At 65.4% G+C, this 19549-nt stretch carries 21 protein-coding genes; 2 read left to right on the forward strand and 19 right to left on the reverse strand.

Annotated elements, in window-relative coordinates:
- The 17 genes from B4383_RS13885 to B4383_RS13965 form a co-directional block, all read right to left on the reverse strand.
- The gene (locus B4383_RS13885) at positions 1-1077 is read right to left on the reverse strand and encodes an MCE family protein (protein ID WP_078290996.1); all 1077 of its coding nucleotides are present in this window, start codon (positions 1075-1077) and stop codon (positions 1-3) included.
- Entirely contained in the window at positions 1074-2516 is a 1443-nt protein-coding gene (locus B4383_RS13890) for an MCE family protein (protein WP_139360782.1), read from the reverse strand. The genes B4383_RS13885 and B4383_RS13890 overlap by 4 nt, the downstream gene beginning before the upstream one ends.
- 67 nt (positions 2517-2583) lie before the next feature.
- Positions 2584-3444, reverse strand: a complete 861-nt coding sequence (locus tag B4383_RS13895) for an ABC transporter permease (protein WP_078291001.1) — start codon at positions 3442-3444, stop codon at positions 2584-2586.
- Complete coding sequence (locus B4383_RS13900) at positions 3441-4310, reverse strand: ABC transporter permease (RefSeq protein WP_134063798.1); 870 nt, start codon at positions 4308-4310, stop codon at positions 3441-3443. The genes B4383_RS13895 and B4383_RS13900 overlap by 4 nt, the downstream gene beginning before the upstream one ends.
- The gene (locus tag B4383_RS13905; RefSeq protein ID WP_176138400.1) at positions 4307-5989 is read right to left on the reverse strand and encodes a fatty acyl-AMP ligase; all 1683 of its coding nucleotides are present in this window, start codon (positions 5987-5989) and stop codon (positions 4307-4309) included. Before B4383_RS13905 ends, B4383_RS13900 begins: the two co-directional genes overlap by 4 nt.
- Positions 5986-6228 carry a phosphopantetheine-binding protein gene (locus tag B4383_RS13910; protein WP_030095215.1) on the reverse strand — a complete coding sequence of 81 codons (243 nt, stop codon included), beginning with the start codon at positions 6226-6228 and terminating at the stop codon, positions 5986-5988. The genes B4383_RS13905 and B4383_RS13910 overlap by 4 nt, the downstream gene beginning before the upstream one ends.
- A gap of 16 nt (positions 6229-6244) precedes the next feature.
- On the reverse strand, positions 6245-7015 hold the full coding sequence (locus B4383_RS13915) for an ABC transporter permease (protein ID WP_078291007.1): 771 nt from the start codon (positions 7013-7015) through the stop codon (positions 6245-6247).
- The gene (locus B4383_RS13920) at positions 7012-7950 is read right to left on the reverse strand and encodes an ABC transporter ATP-binding protein (protein WP_078291010.1); all 939 of its coding nucleotides are present in this window, start codon (positions 7948-7950) and stop codon (positions 7012-7014) included. The genes B4383_RS13915 and B4383_RS13920 overlap by 4 nt, the downstream gene beginning before the upstream one ends.
- 2 nt (positions 7951-7952) lie before the next feature.
- The gene (locus tag B4383_RS13925; protein WP_078291012.1) at positions 7953-8705 is read right to left on the reverse strand and encodes a hypothetical protein; all 753 of its coding nucleotides are present in this window, start codon (positions 8703-8705) and stop codon (positions 7953-7955) included.
- A complete protein-coding gene (locus B4383_RS13930; RefSeq protein WP_078291014.1) occupies positions 8702-9220 on the reverse strand; it encodes a hypothetical protein in 519 nt (172 codons plus the stop codon). Before B4383_RS13930 ends, B4383_RS13925 begins: the two co-directional genes overlap by 4 nt.
- Entirely contained in the window at positions 9217-9927 is a 711-nt protein-coding gene (locus B4383_RS13935; RefSeq protein ID WP_078291017.1) for a hypothetical protein, read from the reverse strand. Before B4383_RS13935 ends, B4383_RS13930 begins: the two co-directional genes overlap by 4 nt.
- On the reverse strand, positions 9924-11432 hold the full coding sequence (locus tag B4383_RS13940) for a pyridoxal-dependent decarboxylase (protein ID WP_078291019.1): 1509 nt from the start codon (positions 11430-11432) through the stop codon (positions 9924-9926). The genes B4383_RS13935 and B4383_RS13940 overlap by 4 nt, the downstream gene beginning before the upstream one ends.
- Positions 11429-12784, reverse strand: a complete 1356-nt coding sequence (locus tag B4383_RS13945) for an aminotransferase class III-fold pyridoxal phosphate-dependent enzyme (protein WP_078291022.1) — start codon at positions 12782-12784, stop codon at positions 11429-11431. Before B4383_RS13945 ends, B4383_RS13940 begins: the two co-directional genes overlap by 4 nt.
- Positions 12781-13839, reverse strand: a complete 1059-nt coding sequence (locus B4383_RS13950; RefSeq protein WP_078291024.1) for a fatty acid desaturase — start codon at positions 13837-13839, stop codon at positions 12781-12783. Before B4383_RS13950 ends, B4383_RS13945 begins: the two co-directional genes overlap by 4 nt.
- On the reverse strand, positions 13836-14816 hold the full coding sequence (locus tag B4383_RS13955) for an SDR family NAD(P)-dependent oxidoreductase (protein ID WP_078291027.1): 981 nt from the start codon (positions 14814-14816) through the stop codon (positions 13836-13838). The genes B4383_RS13950 and B4383_RS13955 overlap by 4 nt, the downstream gene beginning before the upstream one ends.
- Positions 14816-15982: an N-acetyltransferase gene (locus tag B4383_RS13960; RefSeq protein ID WP_353615627.1), complete on the reverse strand. Its 1167-nt coding sequence runs from the start codon at positions 15980-15982 to the stop codon at positions 14816-14818. The genes B4383_RS13955 and B4383_RS13960 overlap by 1 nt, the downstream gene beginning before the upstream one ends.
- Complete coding sequence (locus B4383_RS13965; RefSeq protein WP_078291266.1) at positions 15972-17054, reverse strand: hypothetical protein; 1083 nt, start codon at positions 17052-17054, stop codon at positions 15972-15974. Before B4383_RS13965 ends, B4383_RS13960 begins: the two co-directional genes overlap by 11 nt.
- Before the next feature lie 501 nt (positions 17055-17555).
- Between B4383_RS13965 and B4383_RS13970 the strand changes: the two genes are divergently transcribed.
- A complete protein-coding gene (locus tag B4383_RS13970; protein ID WP_043075889.1) occupies positions 17556-17903 on the forward strand; it encodes a metalloregulator ArsR/SmtB family transcription factor in 348 nt (115 codons plus the stop codon).
- A 35-nt stretch (positions 17904-17938) separates the two neighbouring features.
- A complete protein-coding gene (locus tag B4383_RS13975; RefSeq protein WP_286144012.1) occupies positions 17939-18331 on the forward strand; it encodes a Fur family transcriptional regulator in 393 nt (130 codons plus the stop codon).
- Here the strand turns inward: B4383_RS13975 and B4383_RS13980 are convergent.
- Complete coding sequence (locus tag B4383_RS13980; protein ID WP_078291033.1) at positions 18328-18735, reverse strand: hypothetical protein; 408 nt, start codon at positions 18733-18735, stop codon at positions 18328-18330. The genes B4383_RS13975 and B4383_RS13980 overlap by 4 nt on opposite strands.
- Entirely contained in the window at positions 18735-19520 is a 786-nt protein-coding gene (locus tag B4383_RS13985; protein WP_353615629.1) for an isoprenyl transferase, read from the reverse strand. The genes B4383_RS13980 and B4383_RS13985 overlap by 1 nt, the downstream gene beginning before the upstream one ends.
- Positions 19521-19549: the final 29 nt, after the last annotated feature.

A 19549-nucleotide genomic window follows, 5' to 3' on the forward strand; every position in this document is an offset into this window, starting at 1 on the left:
TCAGCCGCCATCGCCGGCATTCCTGCATCGCGCTGTGTGCTTGGCCTTGCCGCCCGGAGTGGCCGCGTTGACGATGATCGGGACGACATCGTTGAGACCGGGGAAGAATCCGTATGCGTTCACGTCACAGGCATAGGCGTTCATGTACGCGCCCTCCCCGAACATGCGCGCCAGGCCCTTGAGAAACAGTGGTGTGTTGAGACCCGTGTAGGCGATCTGCGGCTCGATATCGAGCATGTGCCGGGTGTAACCGGGCTCGCGCGTGAGTAATTCATGCAGCGGCGGGTCCACGTCATGGGCAATCCGCGACAGGTTTTTGACCACCGCGTTCATCTTGCCCACGGAGGACACCAGCTCGGGTCTGCGGCCGTCGAACTGACCGACCACCGCACGGGTCGCGGCGATCGCCTCCTCGAAGTCCCGGTTCTGCGCCGCCAGACTGCCCACCACCCGGTCCAGGCTCCCGATCACATGATCCAGGGCGTCATCGCGCCCCGTGAATGTCTTGGTCAACGTCGATGTCTGGTCCACGAGCGTCGCGAACGCGCCGGTGTCCCCCTGCAGGGAGCCGATGACCGCCTGCGTGAGGTTGTTCACCTGGGCGGGGTCCAGCACCGCGAAAAGAGGCTCGTACCCATTGAGCAGAATGCCGATATCGAAGGAGGGCTCGGTGCGTTCGACGGGGATGACGCCGCCCGGGGCCAGCAGGCCGCCGCGCCCCGAGTGTCCCTGCGCCAGTGCGAGATACCGCTGGCCGACGATGTTCTGGTAAGTCACCGACGCGGTGGTGCTGTCGGGAAGCCGCTGGCCGTCCTGGACCTCGAAGCTCACCTTCGCAAGTGTCCCGTTGAGCTCGATGCCCTGGACTCTGCCCACGCGGACCCCCGCGATCCGCACATCGTCGCCCTCGCGCAGCCCGAAGACATCGGTGAACATCGCGCCGTAGGAGACTGTCGTGCCCTTGACGTCGCGCCGCAACGTGACGTAGACCAGCCAGGTCAGTACGGTCGCGATCACCAGGAAGATGACGAGGCCAATCACGGGGCCACGCACGCTCCCGGCTGCCGAGCGCCTCATCGTGTGCCTTCCTCGTTGTGTGCGTCCTGGTTTCGGGTCACCGCGGTGCCGCGGGCAATGGGCCCGAGCATGAGCTGATCGGCTGCCGTCGCGGGCTGTCCGAGGATTCGGTCCAGCTGACCCCGTTCCTCGGCACTGCCGACGGGTCCCACATTCCCACCGAATGATGCTGGTGCGATGGCTGTTTCGCCCGGTACTGCGCTTCCGGGTACCGGTGGAGCCGGACTGAGCCACGACGGCACCGGCGGGTTGGGATCACGTAGATCTGGGTTGGGGTTGACCAGTGGCGGCCCGACCGCGACGAGGTTGCCATTGGGGCCCACCACCGTGCCGCGCGGCGGAGCCAGGTTGGCCGGGGGGTGGTAATTCTGCGGCAGCAGCACCTCGGGAAGATCGGGCCGTACCGCGATCTGCGGAGCGGTAAAACAGCTGGGCGCCTTCAGTTCTCCGTATCGGGGACAGTCGGCGCGGGTGTATGTGTACGACGGGGTGAACGACAGATTGACCCGTCCGCGGGCGGTGGCAAGTTCCGGGTCCCACACCTCCTGGAAGAAGGTGTCCGAGAACTTGGTGATGCGCCGGGTGATCGGCACGAAGTGCTCGGCGTTATCGGCCAGCACGCCCAGCACCGGCGTCAGATCGGTGGTGATCTGGATGAGCTGATCGGTGTGGTTGCGCAGCGACTCCACGGTGGTGCCGGTGGTGTGCACCCCGGCGCCGATGAACGTGCGCAACTGGTCCCGTTTCTCGGCGAGGGTGCGCATGGGCCCCACGGCTTGGTGCAGGGCATCCACCAGGTCGGGTGCGGTCTGCGAGAGCCCACGCGCCGCATCCACCAGTACCGACACCGTAGAGGGCCCCTGGTCCGTCGCCACGATGGCGTTCAGCTGGTCCAGGATACGGTCGAGTTGTGCTGCGCTGGTGAGTAGTTCGGCGCGGCGGTGATCGGTGGCCGCACCAACCGCCGCCAGGACGCCGACGGTGTTGTCCTCGCGGCCGCGGCCCGTCGCGGAGAGGATCTGGCGCAGCTTGTTCACCGTGGTCTGGAACAGGACGGTCGGTAGCCGGGTGTCCTCGGCAATACGCCCGCCGTTGCGAACCGGTGCACCGGCACCGTGGTCGACGAGTTGCAGGGCCGAGACCGCGAAGACATTGCTGGGCACCACGCGCGCGGTGACAGTCCCCGGGATTGAGTTGGCGTACAAAGGCTTGAGCCGCAGATGCACCCGATTGGGTTGTGCGCCGGCGGCGGGGGTGACGCTGTCCACGACTCCGACGAGCACACCCCGGTACTTCACATCCGAGCGCGGCGGCAGCCCGTCGCCGACGTTGTGCAGCTCGGCGACCACGTTGACGTACCTGTCCAGCACCCCCGTCGATTTGATCAACAACGCCGATGTGATGAGGGCGACCGCGACCAACGCGGCACTCCCGCGCATCAGCAGCTGCCGACGGGAGAAGCGCGCGCCGTCCAGGTCGTAATGAATGCCAAGCTGATTCGTCACCTCATCCCCCGAACCTGGCGCCGGAGTCGACGCTCCACAGCGCCATGGTGAGCAGCATGTTGACGACGATCACTGCGGTGATGCTGGCACGCATCGCGTGCCCCGCCGCGATACCGACACCCTCCGGACCGCCGTCGGCGCAGAACCCGTAATAGCACTGCACGGCCGAGGCTATCCAGACGAAGACGATGGCCTTGAGGATCGAGTAGAGGATATCTGTGCCGCTGGACAGCAGCGTGAAGTAGTGCAGGTAGGGGCCCTGCGAGCCGCCGCTGACAATGCCGACCATGACCTGGCAGGACAGATAGCTGATCGTCAGACATGCCACGTACAGCGGGACGATGGCGACCACAGAGGCCAGCAGGCGTGTCGTCACGAGGTAGGGAATCGGCCGGATGGCAAGGGAATCCATCGCGTCCACTTCTTCGGAGATGCGCATCGATCCGAGCTGGGTGGTGAAGCGGCATCCCGCCTGCACGGCGAAGGCCAGCGCGGCCATGATCGGGGCGAGCTCGCGGGTGGTCACCAACGAAGAGATGACGCCCGTCGCCGGGCCCAGGCCCATCAGTTCCAGGAAGTTGTAGCCCTCGATCGCCACCAGCGCACCGGTGGTAACGCCGAGCACCAGCACCACACCTGCGGTCCCCCCACCGACCACGATCGACCCGTTGCCCCAGGTGATATCGGAAAGCAGCCGCAGGAACTCACGCCGATACCGGCGCAGCACGATCGGGATCGCCAGGAAAGCATGCAGGAAGAAGGTGACCATATGACCGAACCGCGCCAATGGCCTCATCGCGGCGTCGGCCCGGAATACCCTGGGCTGCAGCAGCACCCGACGCGCCGGAAGTATGGCGGTCATAGCACCCCCCGCGGGAACAACATGGTATAGACCTGGCTGACCACGACATTGACGACCATCAGCAGCAGCACAGATTCCACGACGGCCGCGTTGACCGAATTGGCCACCCCGGTCGGTCCGCCGTGCGCGGCCAGCCCCTTCTGGCAGGCGATCACCGCCACGATGGCTCCGTACACCGCGGCCTTCAACAAGGCCAGCAGCAGGTCTCCCGTCGTCGCAAACGATGCGAAGGTGGCGACGAAACTTCCTGGGGCACCGCCCTGTACATATACGTTGAACAGATAACTCGCCAGGAACCCGACAAAGCAGACCACACCGGTCAGGGCGATACCGACGACGATGGCCGCCGCGAAGCGCGGCACCACCAGACGCCGCACCACCGACACCCCCATGACCTCCATGGCCGCGGTCTCCTCCCGCATGGTCCGGCAGCCCAGATCGGCGGTCATCGCCGAGCCCACCGCCGAGGCGAGCAATATGGCCGCCACCAACGAGGCGGCCTGCCGCACCACGGCCAGTCCACTGGCCGCACCGGCCAGTGAGGTAGCACCGACCTGACCTGACAGCAGCGCGAACTGGATGGAGAGCGTTACCCCGATGGGCAGTGCCACCAGCACCGTCGGCATCACGGCGGTTCCTGCCATGAACGCCGCCTGCCGCACGAACTCCGCCCACTGGAACCTGCCCGTCACCAGATCGGTCGCGAAGTACCGCAGCGTGTGCGCACCGAGGACGAACTGTTCGCCGACGGTGGTGAGCGCGGCGATCGGATGGTGCCGCAGATAGCGTGCACCGCGATCACCAAGTGTGCGAAGCCCTTCGGGCATCCAGGTGCGGACACGGAGAAGTTGTTCCCGTGTCGTCATCGGGTCGGTTCACACCTCTTCAGCCGGTCACTGGTCGCTCTCCTGCGCAGCTTTCCCGAGGATGTCTTGGGAATCCACCCGGCGGGGACCACGTGGACATCGCGTGGACTCACCCCCAGGCTGCGGTAGACACGGTCCGCCACCTCGGCACGGATGCGTGCACTCTCAGCGCTATCGGCATGCAGCGCCGATTCGGCCACCATCGCGAACCCCTCGCCTGCCGCAGCGGTGGACAGACGTACCGCGGCGATACCGCCCGACTTCACTCCCGAGACGCCCGCGACCGACCGCTCGATGTCCTCGGGGTGCACGTTGCGACCCGAGATGATCAAGATGTCCTTCTTGCGGCCGCAGATCACCGGCTGCCCGTCCTCGGTGAGGTACCCGATATCGCCGGTGGACAGCCAGCCCTGCGCGTCGAGCATCGACTCGAACCCCGCCGCCGTGCGGTATCCGGCGGTGACGTTCTCCCCACGGATCTCGAGCTCGCCGATCGCCTCCGCGGGCAGCACCGAGCGGTCCTCGGACACCACCCGCACCTCGCAGCCGGGCAAGGGAAGGCCCAGTGCCACACGGGAACTGGCCTCTTCTCCCTGGGCGGCGACGAGATCAGGATGCGGCGGGCACACCCGGTAGCCCTCACCGCGCCGCACAAACGAGACCGCCAAGGTGGCCTCGGCCATGCCATAGGCGGGAACGACGGCGTCGGCGCGCATCCCGAACCGGGCGCCCTCGGTGACGAATCGTTCCAGGGTCGCCACATCGATGGCCTCGGCGCCGCTGAGCGCGAACCGCAGCGAGGACAGGTCGTAGGCACCGTCGGGTGCCTTGCGCAGCCGACGGGCCAGCAGTGAGTACGCGAAATTGGGACCCGCCGTCATACTGCCGCGGTACCTGCTGATCAGCTCCGCCCACAGCAGCGGATCACCGAGGAAGTCCATCGGGGTCACGCTGACGGTGTTCATCCCCCGGCACATCGGGACGATCAGGTAACCCATCATGCCCATGTCGTGGAACAGTGGCAGCCAGCTCACCACCACATCGGATTCGGGATCGGCACCCGAAGCGCTCACCATTGCCCGCAGATTGGCCTCGATATTGCGATAAGTGATGCTGACCGCCTTCGGTGTCCCGGTGGACCCGGAGGTCAACTGCAGGAAGGCGATAGCGTCTTGGTCGGTATCGACGATCTCCCCCGGCGCGCCGGTCAGCAGGCCCGGGAGCTCCAGGGCGCGGGCACCGACCGATGCGAACTGCCCGGCGGCCGCGAGGAAAGGATCCCCCACCACCACCGTCGAGGAACCCACCGCAGCCAGTGCCTTGCGGGTGTCCTCGATCCACACCTGCATATCGGACCGGTGCGTGGGCTGGTGCAGCATGGTCACGGAGGCACCGGACATCCAGATGCCCTGCACCAACGGCGCGATTTCACCGGGGGTACCGGCCAATACGGTCACCGCCTCACCAGGGCGCACACCCGCCGCCTGCAGGGCGCCCGCGATACGCAGACCCTGCTGGTGCACATCGGCCCATGGTGTGGTGTGCAGCTCGGTCAACCGTGATGTGCCGTCGGCTCCCATCGGCGCCGAGGTGAGGCCACGGTCGGTGACGGCGCTGCCGCGCAGTCTGTCGAGCACCGGGTTCATCAACGGACGTTCTTCGCGCAAGCGGCTCATCACAAACGGCTCTCGACCAGTTCGATCAACGCTCCGAGCGTCTTGCACTCGAAGACATCATCCTTGGTCAGCTGAATACCGAAGCGGCCCTTAATTTCCGAGACCCCGACCGCGAACGACAGTGAATCGAATCCCAGATCACCCACCAGTTCGGAGAAGTCGTTGACATCTCCGGTGGGCATCTCGAGTTCCTCGGCGATGAACTCGATGAGGAACTCGCGAACTTCTGAAGTAGTTTCCATTTTCTTTGTAAGCCTTCTACTTGCCTATTTTTCGGCGGATCACCAGATGGATGGGGATTTGCAGCAGCGCGAACATGCCGATGGCCACCAGGGCACCCTTGACAACGAGCATCACATCGAACTCGCCGTACATGATCGTCGAGGCGGCGGACACAATGTGTGAGAAGGGGTTCGCGTTGATGCTGATCCTGAGCCAGTCGGACAGGAAGACCGAGGGCATGAGCGCCTGGCTGACGAACAGCACCGGCAACGCTAGCGGCAACATCGCCACCGGCGCTTGTGGATTGAGAGTGCGCAGCGCCACCAGGTAGAACAGCGAGCTGTAGGCCGCCGACCACAGGAACATCACCAGCACAAGAAACACCCCGGTCAACAAGCCCGCCCGCAGTGGTGCGTCGAGGAAGGCAAGCAGCCCGATGACGATGACCGCGGCGGGCAGGATGCGGAACATCTCGAAGCCGATCTTGGCCGCCATGATCTGCCCGGTGGAGACGCCGTACAGCCGCAGCCGATCGGTGAATCCCGATCTGATCTCGTCGATGAGCGTCCCGGCCCCGTACCCCGCGCCAAGCATCGGAATGAGCATGATCAGCCCGGGCGCGATGTACGCGGTGTACGAGGAGAGCGGGAATCCGGGTAGATCGGCCACGCGCTGGAACATCGACCGCACGAAGATCACGAGCACGACGGGGAACACGATCGGGAAGATGAATCCGAAGACCGGCTGCCGCAGGCCCACCACGACGTAGCGACGGAACAACCGTGCGGTATTGGACAAGGCGGTCACTGGGTTACCTCCAGGAATGCGTCGCGCAGCGAGGTGGATCGCACTTCGATACTGGCCGTGCCCAAGCCGACCCGGCCCAGTTCGGCGCTCAGCGCCCTCAGATCCGATGCCGACGCGGAATCCAAAGTCCCGGATAAGGTCCCGGTCTCCGTGCGTTGTACGGCGTAACCCGCCGCCACCAACTCCTTGGCCGTATCTTCCGATACGCCACCGTCGGCCGCGATTTCGACCGCATAACCGTGGCTGCGGGTGAACTCCTGAGTGGAGCCCGAGGCGACAAGTTGACCGCTCTTGACGATGCCGACCTCGTCGGCAAGCGACACCGCCTCGTCCATATCGTGAGTCGTCAGCACGACGGTGCGTCCTTCGGAGCGCAGCAGCCGGATGGCATTCCATACCTCCTGTTTGCCTTCGATATCCAGCCCGCTGGACGGCTCATCGAGGAACAACATCTGTGGGTTGTGGGCGACCGCCAGCGCGACATCGACGCGGCGGCGCATGCCGCCGGAGAGTGCACCCACCTTCCGGTTCAGGTAGCTGCCCAGCCCGAACTGCTCGACGAGCTCTTCCTCACGCGCCTTGCGCTGTCCCTTGGGCCAGCCGGCGATGGCCAGGCTCATCCGGATCTGCTCGACCGGTGACATCCACAGATCCAGCGCCACCTCTTGCAGGGCCACGCCGATCAGAGGGCGCAATTCCTTGGTCTTGTCGACGGGAATTCCGAGCACCTCAAGCTCCCCGCTGGTGGGGGCCAGCAGCGTCGTCGCCATCCGGATGGTGGTGGTCTTCCCGGCACCGTTCCGGCCGAGCAGGCAGTAGACAATGCCTTGCGGAATAGTCAGATTCAGTCCGTCGACGGCGCGAGTCTCCGCGCCCGGGTAGGCCTTGACCAGATCTGCCGCACGCAATGCCGGGGTCTTCTCATCGGTGGTCATGCTCAGCCCTTCACTTTCGGGAGGACGTGGCGTTCCAGCTTCTCGGCCAGGCTGATGCCCTGTGCCGTCATGTTCACGTCGATCGATGTGAACAGGGGGAAGCTGCCGACCGTGCTGTCCCTGGGTACCTCGTTGATCTGATGGATCTGGCCACTGCTGGCTCCGGTGACGGTGAGATCCATGACGGTGCGCACCAGCTCGACGGGTTTGTCGCGCCAGGTCGCCTTGCGACTGCCGTCGGGCCTGATGTGACCGTGCGCCTTGGCTCCGCCGCCACACGTGCCGTTGAGTTCACGCTCACTGTCGATGTCCGCCAGGGATATTCCGCCGTCGATGGTGCACTGCAGCGTCACCCGCGAGTCCAGCGGGTTGACGATGGTGATGGCATCCAGGGTGCTGGGCTTGCCCTCGCCGCCGGAGACGATCCCGGTCTCGTACGGGAATCGGTCTCCCTGGTAGTACTGCTCGATCTTCAGCTCGCCGCGTCGGGGGCCGGGGCCGATCGTCATGACACCGGCACCAGGTAGCGCGCTGGTCTCCCCGAGGTAGGTCACCGAGCCGGAGACCTCCTGGGCATAGTCCCCGAAGGGCGATTTTCCTTGCGGCTCGGAGGCCGGTTCCCCTTGTGCTGCTGGGTACTTCAAGAGCGCGAAGGCATGACCGACGGGCTTCCCGGCCTCCTCGTTCACCGGTGCGCAGGCCGCTGCCGCCACGACCGAGAGCACCGCGGCGGCACCCGCACCGAGACGTCTCATCGCGGAGCTCCGGTGACGGACAGGGTCCGGCTCAGCCGCCGGTGTCGATGCGCGAAGAAGGCCGCCAAAATCCTGCTCATCAGCCTGCCCCACCCGGGGATGAGACCCAGCGGCGCCTGCGGGGCCAACGTGATCTCGTCGGTCACCCTGGTCTTTTCGCCCGTCTCGGACGCCACCGGCTCCAGGGTGCGGTGGTGTACCCACACCCGCATACCAGTCATAAGCGACTCCTCGCGGAACATCCGGCCGGGCTCGAGCCGCGCCACCGTGATGTCGTCGAACCCGAACGGCAGGACACCGAACAACAGCAGGAAGCTCTTGCCGATCCGGGTGCCCGGAGTGACGTCAGCGATGGACCTGCCACGGAACTGCTTGGGCATGGTCATCTTCATGTAGGGGCCCATCTCGTCGTTGATGCCCTCTTGCGAAGTGACTCGCTCCCACACTTTGTCTACGGGACAGTCGATCTCGCTGACCTTGCGGAACACATGCTCTTCGGTGTGAATCGATCTCATCTGGTTCTTTCCTTATCGGGGGACGGAAGTGCGGTGGTGGCGGTCAGCAGCGAGCCGTCACGCACGGCCTCGGCGGCGTCGGGGACGAAGGAGCCGCTGATGTCGAGGACGGCCGGCACGCTGTCCGCACCGATGTAGTTGGGCAGGATGTCGCCGATCTGATGCAGCCGCAGTGGCAGCAGGTGGTGATACCAGTCGAACAACGGCACCACCAGTGCCACCGTCACGAACTGGACGCCGTCGGCGGCCAGGCTGCCGAAGAATGCCTGCCAGATCTGCTCGATCATTCCGGCGCGCCGGTACTTCTTGCGCACCCCTTGGGTGGCGAGCTCGGCGACGCGCTCCGGCGCCACCTCGCCGAAGAACGAATCCCAGCGCGGATAGAGATAATTGCGCGCCGGTCCACCGCCTTCCCGGAAGTTCCGCGCGTCTCGCAGGGTGCTGAAACTGTCGAACCCAAGCTCGGGATCGTGTCGCAGGGAACGCAATACGCCCACGGGATGCTCACGCGACTCTTCGGTAAACCCGACGTAGATCTCCGACGACCGTTCCCAGGGGCGGTAGTGCACCATCTCCCCCGCCGCAATATCCACGTCGTCGGCGAAATCGTTCTCCAGGCCGAAAATCGTGAACTCGACATTTTTCGCCCAGGCAAAACGGGCGTCGGAGGCCGGAACGCGTTCGACGCGCACTACGGGATTGTTCATACGGCACTGCCCTCCGGGATACGGGCACACCAGATCCGGTTGCCGTGGGCCGCTATCTCGGAGACCATCGCGGCCGCCATCGACGCCGTCACCAAGGGGTTGACGAAGGTGAGCTTGATCACCTGTCCCCCAGCCGCACTGGACCGGCCCACAATCGCCCTGCCGGAGTGAGCCAGCTCGGCGCGAACCGTGTCGTTGATCCCGTCGCACGCCTCGGCCGCCAACCCCGGCCGCCGCCAGCGCAACACCACGGTGTTGGTGCATACCGGCGCCGCCAGTTCCAGGTCCGGGTGTTCGGCCGCTGCGTGGCCCGCTGAGTGCGCCGCCGCACAGGTGGCATCGATCATCGCCGCGACATGACGCTGGCCCACCGCCCGCAGCGTGACCAGTACCTTGAGCGCATCGAAACGGCGTGTGGTCTGTAGCGATTTGCCCACCAGATTGAGTACGTCGTGCTCCGAGTCACTCTCCGGGTTGAGGTAATCGGCATGTGCGGCAAGCACATCGAAGCTCGCACGACTGCGGACCAGCAGCGCGCTGCAACTGATCGCCTGGAACAGCAGCTTGTGGAAGTCGAGGGCAACCGAGTCCGCCAGCTCGATACCGTGCAGTAGGTTCCGGTGCTGCTCGCTGAACATCAGGCACCCACCCGCACAGGCATCCACATGGCTCCAGATCCCGCGCGCACGGGCCATCGCGATGGATGCTTCCAGCGGGTCGATCGCCCCGAAATCTGTGGTCCCGGCGGTAAGCACAAGCGCGAATACGGGCGTCCCCACGCGGTCCGCCTCGTCCAGGATTCCCGCGAGCTCCTCGACGCGCAGGCGCCCGGCCTCATCGGTGGGTGCTTCGATGACGGCGGCAGTCCCCAGCCCGAGCAGCCGGAGTGCCTGTTGCACCGAAAAATGCGTCTGCCGGGTGCACAGCACACGCCACGAACTGGCCTGCGGCGGCAAGCCCCGTGCCGCGATATCCCAGCCGTAGGTGTTGTGGGCGAACAGGTCCCGTGCGAGCAGCAGTGCCTGCAGGTTCGACTGAGTGCCCCCACTGGTGAAGGTCCCATCCGAGCCGGGTGCGTACCCCATTCTGGCGCAAAGATATTCGACAACCTGCTGCTCGATCGCGGTGGCGGCCGGCGCCTGATCGAAGGAGTCCATCGACTGATTGAACGCACTGATCAGCACCTCGGCAGCCAGCGACGGCAGCGCCGGCGGGCAGTGCAGATGTGCCAGATATGCCGGGTGGGTGACCACCACGGATTTCTCCGCGAGCAGCCCGGCCGCTTCGTCCAAGGCCCGGCTCAGTCCGACGCCCTCGGGATCGTCGAGATCGAGCCGCCCGGCGTCACTCTTCAGCGCCGCGTAACCATCCACCAGGCCCGGCCTGGTGGCGCCACCCAGCGCAGCGCTCGCTCGGTCCGCCGCCAGCCCGACGGCTTCGCGATACGCGGTTGTGCTTTGCCCCGTGAGGAAGTCACTCACGAAGGGACTCGGGTTGGGCGTCACCAGGATTCTGCCCCTGCGCGCTCGCTGGTGGACCGCGTGCGCTCCACCGCCACGAGAGCCGATTCGAATGCGTTGAGCGCCGCGGCGATATCGGGTTCCTCGATAGTCAACGGTGGCAAGAATCGCACCACGTTGCCGTACTGGCCGCCGGTCTCGACGATGAGGCCGTAGTGCAGGCACGCACGCTGAATGTCGGCGGCGAGTTCGGGCGCAGGCGCTCCGGCATCATGCGGCCACGGCAGATCGGGGTCCACGATCTCCACGCCCAGCATGAGCCCGACCCCGCGCACATCACCGATCAGATTCGAGCGGGATGCGATGGCGTTCAAGCCATCCAGGAAAACCTTGCCGCGGGCGGTAACCTGCCCGCGCAGTCCGTTCTCGCGCGCGAAGCGCATCACGGCGCTGGCGGCGGCGAAGGCCATGGCGTTCCCGCGGAAGGTCCCGGTGAACGCGCCGGGCTCCCACACGTCGAATTCCTTGCGCACCACCAGGACTGCGATGGGGATGCCGGAGCCGAGCCCCTTGGAGATCACCACCATGTCGGGTTCGATGCCGCAGTGCTGAAACGCCCATGCCGGGCCCGTGCGGTACATACCGGCCTGCACTTCGTCGGCGATCAGCGGTATCCCGAGCGTCGATGCGGTCCGGCGCAATGCCTGTCCCCAGCGCGGCGGAGCGGCAATCACCCCGCCCTCACCCAGCACAAACTCGGCGATCAGTGATGCCGGCGCCGTCACGCCGCTATGTGGGCGCGCAAGCCCGTCGGCCGCTGCGATCGCCAGGTCGATACCCTCTTCCCCGCCCACCCCAAACGGGCTGCGGTACTCCTGCGGGTATGGCAGGAAGCTCGCGTGCGGAGCCAGCACCACCGGCTGCTGGCGCAGGCCACCTCCGGAGCTCGCCGCGCGTGCGGCCCGCGTGCAGCCGTGGAATCCGCCTTGCACGCCCACGTGTTCGCGTCCGCCGGTGGCCACCTCGGCGAGCATGAGCGCCGCCTCCACCGCGCTCGCCCCACTCGGTGAACACAAGTGAATGCTGGCGTCGGCGGCAAGCCGCACCGGCAGGATGGCGAGCAGCTCCTCGACGAAACGGTCCCGGGACGGCGTGTGGAAGTCCAGTGACAGCAATGGCTCTCCGGAGGAAACCGTCTTCATGACGGCCTCACTGACGACGGGGTGATTCCAGCCCAAGGACATGGCCCCGGCAGCGGCCAGGCAGTCGACATACCAGCGGCCGTCATCGGCGCGCACCCGCGCACCCCGCGCCTCCACCGGCCGTATCGGCAGGCGGCGGGAGTAGGTGGCGGCTCCGGATTCTCTTGCCATGGCGGTCAATTGGGTGGTGTTCATACCGTGTCCTTACGCGGGTGGGCGAGTAGACGCCGCAGCGATGAGGCGAGTGAACGGTCTTCGGTGCACCAGTACCCGGCATCGGGCGGGATCGCCGCCATGAGCCGGCGGCGCGCCTCACCTAGCTGGTGGTAGGGCAATTGGGGAAAGAAGTGGTGCACCGCATGGAAACGCAACCCCACCGGCGCCCATAGTGAACCCAGTACCGGGACCGACGGATGGTCGATGGAATCGAGAACTTGTTCCGGGAAGGTCATCCGCTCGGTCGTGCCCTCGTACCGGTGCGCCGCGAGCACCCGCAGCCAGTTCACGAACAACGCCATGGCGACCACCAGGTGCGCCTCCAGCAGCCGGTACGGCGAGTAGGCGCCCAGGAGCAGCAGCACCAGCAGGGCCAATGTGTAGGCGAAACAAGCGATTTCCTGCACCAGCCAGGAGCGGGGCGTGCCTTCCGGCGGCAACGGCCGCTCAAAATCGGCGTCGATCATGAGCGATGACGCACGGGTGAGCACGACGGGCCTGATCGCGGGAATCAGCCAGCTCAGCGGGGCCAGCACCAGGAACCGGAAGACAAATGCCAACGGCCCGCCTAGCGCGGTGAACGGCAAGAGGATGATGCGCCAGCGCGGCTCATTGCTGTAGGCCACATACTCGCCGTCCTCGGCGGTGCCATAGGTGCGCGAAGCGTGGTGTTCATGATGGAACTCGAAGGTGAACTTCGGTGTCAACAGCGGGATCCCGCAGATCGCGTGCCACACCATCGAGAACCAGCGCAGGTCGCGCTCGGCGTGCACGAGCTCGTGGACGAACAACACGGCGCGATAGAACGCGAAGGCCGCCACCACCATGCAGGCCGCCGCGGGCACCGACAGCAGATCATCGGCCGGGCACAACAGGAATGCCGTGTATCCGATTGCCACGCAGGCGGCCAGGTCCAGCCAGTAGATCCATTGGCGGCGTGCGGTCAGGTCTGCCACCAGTGCCCGCGCATCGGCCATCGAGATGCCGAGCGCTTCCTTGGAGCCACCCTGCGTCTGCCGCGCCTCGACCGTCATCGCACAAACTCCGCTATCAATTCGTGGGTAGACACCTGGGGAATTCCCAGCTCTCGCACTGCTCTATCGGGCGAGTAATACACCTCACGGGCCATCAGTTCCACGTTCTCGGGAATCAGCGCATCGTCGGGGTCGAAGCGCATGGAGACATCACGCACCAGCCTGTTGCCCTTGCCCACCGCGCGGAACAGCCCCATGGGCGCGGACCGCACCGGGTGATCGCGCCCCACCGCAGCCACGAGCAGCTCCCCGATCTGCCGGTAGGACAGATTCACGGTGCTCAGGATGTACCGGCGCCCGGTGTCGCCCTTGGCCATCGCCGCGGTGATACCCACGACGAAATCCCGCGCCGAGCACACCGCGGTGCCGCCGGGCGGCACCACGCGCAGCAGACCCTTGCGGGCAGCGACCAACAGCCCCTGCCAGGACCGGGCGGGCCCCGCGCCCGGCGCGAATACGGCGGCGGGGTTCACGACGACAACGTCCAGGCCACGCTCGGCGAAGTCCAGCATCAGCCGCTCCCCCGCGCGCTTGGACTCCGAATACACGTTGTCCAGCACCGAATCCCGCAGATCAAAGTCTTCGTCGGCCACCACACCGTTGGGCGGGTAGCCGACGGCAGCGGTAGATGAAACGTGTACCACGCGCTGGACATCGTGCTTCAGGGCGGCACGCGCCACCTGGTAGGTACCGAGCACATTGGTCTGCCAAATCTTGTGCCCAAGCCGGGTATTCGGTGACGCGATACCGGCGAGGTGATACACGTGGGAGACACCGCGCATCGCGTCATCGATACTCTGCGCATCGGTGATGTCGGCGCAGACCGTGTCGACGTGCGCACGCAGCTCGCCGCCGAGAACGGCGGAGTCGTGCGGGTTCGTCAGGACGGTGACCCGCTCGCCCGCCTGTACCAAAGACGCGACGAGGGTGGAACCCAGGTACCCGGTGGCCCCGGTGACCAGTATCCGGCTGCCCATCACAGCGCCTTCTGGTAGACCCGATGGATTTTCTCCGGGTCCGTCTTCATTTGGGAGGTAAGCGAATTCGACCACACGTTGTCCTCATGCACCCAGGTGGTGGCAACCGAGGAGTAGCCGCTGCCAGTGATCGTCCGGACGATCTCCCCCGCCAGGATCCTTCCGATCCCTGCACCGAACTGGGTCTGCACCGCGCCGATGAGCACCACGACGGCGGTGTCGATTCCGCGGATGCGCCCGTCGCGCCGGGCCGCGAGCCGTGCCAGCAGCGCCGGCGTGAGTCGGCCCGAGCGTCCGACGACCTCGTGGACGTCGGGGAGCATCAACAGGAATCCCACTGGGTTGCCAGCGGATTCGACTATGCGGACGATGTTCGGGTCGATCAGGGGCCGCATCTCCGCGGCCATCCCCGAGAACACCTCACGGCTGAGCGGGACATTCTCGGGGTGGTGTGCAAAGGAGTCGTTGTAGAGCCCGCGCAACATCTCCAGCTCGTCGCCGTAGTCGCGCATCCGCACCGAGCGCACCGTCACCCCCTGGTCGCGCATGACCGCGTCAGCCCGCTTGAGCAGGCGCTGCTGGACCTCCCGGCTGCCGTCGACATGCCAGCGGAAGGAGGCGGTATCGAACTTCTTGCGATATCCGGCCGCCTCTACCAGCGCCGGGTAGTACCGGGGGTTGTAGGGCTGCATGACCGCCGGCGGCCTGTCGTACCCGGCGATCAGGAGGCCGACTTCCTCGCGAGAGGTATAGCTGAACGGGCCGACCATCTTGGTGATGCCCCGGCGTACGGCCCATTGCTCGGCCGCCCCGAGCAGGGCGCCCGCGACCGCGTCGTCATCCTCGCTCTCGAAGAACCCGAAGAATGCGCACTCGCCGTAGCGCTGCACGTATGCCGAGTCGATGCTGGCGGAGATGCGGCCCACGGGGCAGTCGCCGCGGTAGGCGACAAAGTTCTCGATCTGCACCTCGCGGTGCAGCGGGTTGTGCTTGGAGTTCATCTTCGCGTGTATGACGCGGCGCAGCGTGGGACGCCAGTTGGGGTCGTCACCATAGATGCGCCAGGGCATCGCGACGAATTGCTTGGCCTCGCGGTGCGACTCGACGCGCCGCACCGACACCGGCAGGCGAGCCTGTCGCTGCTCGATCAGTCCGCTATCCAGCACGAACGATTCCCAGGTCGTAGGCCAGTTCGGGATTGCCCTTACTCTTCCACAGCGCACCGTCCATGTAGAAGTGGTGCAGCACGAAGGTCAGCGGGACCGCGAAGATGACCGTGTCGAGCTGCCCCGCGAGGATGCCCAGCCCCCCGAAGAATGCGATGTACAGCGGCAGCGCCTTACGCGTCGAGAGCCGTGCCAGCAGCAGCTTCTTCTCGCCCGGGTCCTCGGTGCGCGCGAAGCGGGTGTTGTTCCGCGTCCAGTTGATCAGGTGGTACTGCAGGCTGTGCGTTGTCGTCGCGATCAGGATGAGCGCGAAAAGGTCCGAGACCAGCAGATAGGACAGGTTGTAGGACAGCGCCGCGATGACGAAGGTTGCCACCGACATGGCCGGCAGTGTGCGCTGCCCGGCTCGCTTCAGCTGTACCTGCTCCCAGACGGCGATACCCAACATGACTGCGGCGCAGACGAATCCGCCGATAACCAAGAATCCGGGAATGGGCGGCACCGGCACGCTCAGGTTCGAGAAGGGCAGTCGGTGACCGAAGACCACGTACTCGGAGAAGTTCAGGCCCTGGCTCGCCCGGTACAGCACCGGGGCCAGGCAGACGGCGTACAGCGCGTACTTGATCCGGTTACGCGGGCCCTTGTAACCATTCTTCGCGGCGTAGATGTTGATGATGCCGAAGTGCTGTTTGAGAACGTGGAACACCTGCCAATAGGCCCAGACGGCCAGCAGCGGCACCATCCAGCCGCCGAACCACAGCGTGCCGACGATCGCGGCGACCACGGCGAAGCTGATCATGTAGTGCGCCCAGAACCGGGACCGCTCGCGAGGATCCATCCACACGCGCGCCGTGGTGGTCAGCACATGCGGGAGGTCGGAAAGCAGGGAGAAGGCCACCGCACCGACGAGGAATACCCCCTTGTGCCCGTCGGCCGCGAAGAGCACTGCCGACAACAACGCGCCCAAACCGAAGACGAAGAGGACGTCGACGCGTCTGCTGACAAACCACCCCGGCCGGTTCACACCGTCGGTGTTCTTCAGCTCGTCGGTGCCGGTAGCAAAGGTGGCCATGGCGATCATCCTCAAGTAGACGTCACAACTTTAATTGATAATGATTATCGTTTTCATAACGTAGAGACGTAGCGGCCGCGTGTCAACGCCGGGACCTGTGAGCAGGCTGTGACGCTTCTCACCCACAATTGGCCGGTTAAGGTGCATAAATTACGATGCGGCAGATCAGAAACTCGACTGCGCCAACATCGAGTGAACACCGGGCCACCATGGTCAAGTCACCGATTGTGGCCAGACTTGCAGGCCCTTCCACTCCACTCGCCACCCACCACGTCGGCAAATCGAGGCACTACAGCAAACTTTCTGAGCGCCGGGGGTGGCGCCCTTCCGTGACCCGAGTCCACACTGATCCCCAGCCGCCACAACAACACCCTGATAACCAGATCGGCAATCGGCCACTACCCTCAAGAGATGGGCCCGGTTTGTCGCCGGACCGTATGTTGGGTCTCCGGACAGGCCGGGGCGTGATTCAGGTTGAGGTGAAGCGCCGTGGTGAACACCGTGCTTAGTTCCGCACATGACGAACCACCGCATGCTCCACTCACGCCGCCCGGCCCGCTGCCCCCGCGCGAGATCCTCGAACAGTCCGGTGAGCTGCTCCGTGCACTTGCCGCTCCGGTGCGCATCGCCATCGTGCTACAGCTGCGCGAATCGCAACGCTGCGTCCACGAGTTGGTCGACGCGGTCGGTGTCGCCCAGCCGCTCATCAGTCAGCACCTACGGGTGCTCAAGGCTGCCGGCGTGGTTTCCGGAGAGCGCCAGGGGCGCGAGGTGATGTACCGCCTCGTCGACGATCACCTTTCTCATATCGTCGTCGACGCCGTTGCGCACACCGAGGAACAGCGATGAGCGTCCGCGAGGAGCGGCCGGTCTTGCCGGGAACCGTGCGTTCCACCCGCCAGCGCGCGGCCATTACCGCCCTGCTGAAACGGACCGACGAATTCAGGTCCGCACAAGAACTGCATGACGAACTCAAGCGCACCGGGGAAGGCATTGGCCTGACCACCGTTTATCGGACCCTGCAGTCGATGTCGACCTCGGGCGAGGTCGATGTGCTGCGCAATGACACGGGCGAGTCGGTTTACCGGCGCTGTTCGGACGGCCACCACCACCACTTGGTCTGCCAGAGTTGCGGTTTCGCGGTCGAGGTACAGGCAGGTGCGGTCGAGGCGTGGGCCGCCGACATCGCCGTGGAGCATGGCTTCACCGAAGTCCACCACACGGTGGAAGTCTTCGGTCTGTGCAGTCGCTGCAGCGCCGCCAACCCGCTCCCCTAGTTACCCAACGCCTTTCTCGCGTCAGCGCCCGTCGAAAACACCATCAGCAGCAGTGTCACCAATGCCTCATCCGTTATTTCGGTGGCGGGAAAGTTGTAACGCAACAACACATCCGCCTTGCGCCCCTTGGCGATCAACAGAATGTTCCCAAACAGGGACTTCTGCGCGAGCCCGTCGACCAGATGCCGCGATTTCGCATTGACGGCCACGTCCCAGGCCAGCACCTGCGACAGCGACACCACATCCAGACCCGGTGCGATGGTGACAGCGCGGATCGAGGTGAGCGTGCCCTCGTAATCGGCGGTCAGCGCACCATCGGCTTCCCTGGTGACCGGCAGCACCGGGTGCAGCACACGGTGCACCCGGTCCAGAATCTCGTCGGCTCCGTTATCGGGGTCGGTCACTACGCCGTACCGAATCGCCGGTCGCGCTGCGCATACTCCAGGCAAGCCGCCCAGAGGTCGCGGCGATCGAAATCGGGGTACATCTTTTCCTGGAACACGAACTCGGCGTATGCCGACTGCCACATCATGAAGTTGCTAGACCGAAACTCACCCGAGGGCCGCAGAAACAGATCGACGTCAGGCATATCCGGCTCGTCGAGGTATTTGGCAACGGTCTCCTCGGTGATGCGGTCCGGCTTGAGCTGCCCGGACTCCACCAGCCGCGCGATTCTCCTTGTCGCTTCGGCGATTTCGGCCCGGCCACCGTAGTTGATGCATGTGGTCAATGTCAGCGTGCTGTTGTTCTTGGTAAGCTCCTCGGTGATCTCGAGCTCCTTGTAGACGCTGCTCCACAACCGCGTCTTCTGCCCGGCCCAGCGGAACCGCACCCCCATGTTGTTCAGGTCGTGGCGGCGCCGTTTGACCACGTCGCGGTTGAAGCCCATGAGAAATCGAACCTCGTCCGCGGGCCTTCTCCAGTTCTCCGTCGAGAACGCGTAGGTGGTGAGCCACGGGATGCCCATCTCGATGGCACCGCAGACCATGTCCATCATGGTGGCCTCGCCCATCTTGTGCCCCTCGGTGCGTGGCAACCCGCGGGCGCGCGCCCAGCGCCCGTTGCCGTCCATCACCACCGCGACGTGCCGGGGAATCAGCTCCTTGGGGATCACCGGCGGTATCGCCCCCGACGGATGCTTCGGCGCGGGATGTGGACGGGTGCCATCAGGGCCCGAACCGGGCAGCAGCTTGGGGAAAACGGCAGGAAAAACCGTCT

The organism is Mycobacterium sp. D16R24 (genome assembly GCF_002013385.1).
GTDB lineage: Bacteria > Actinomycetota > Actinomycetes > Mycobacteriales > Mycobacteriaceae > Mycobacterium.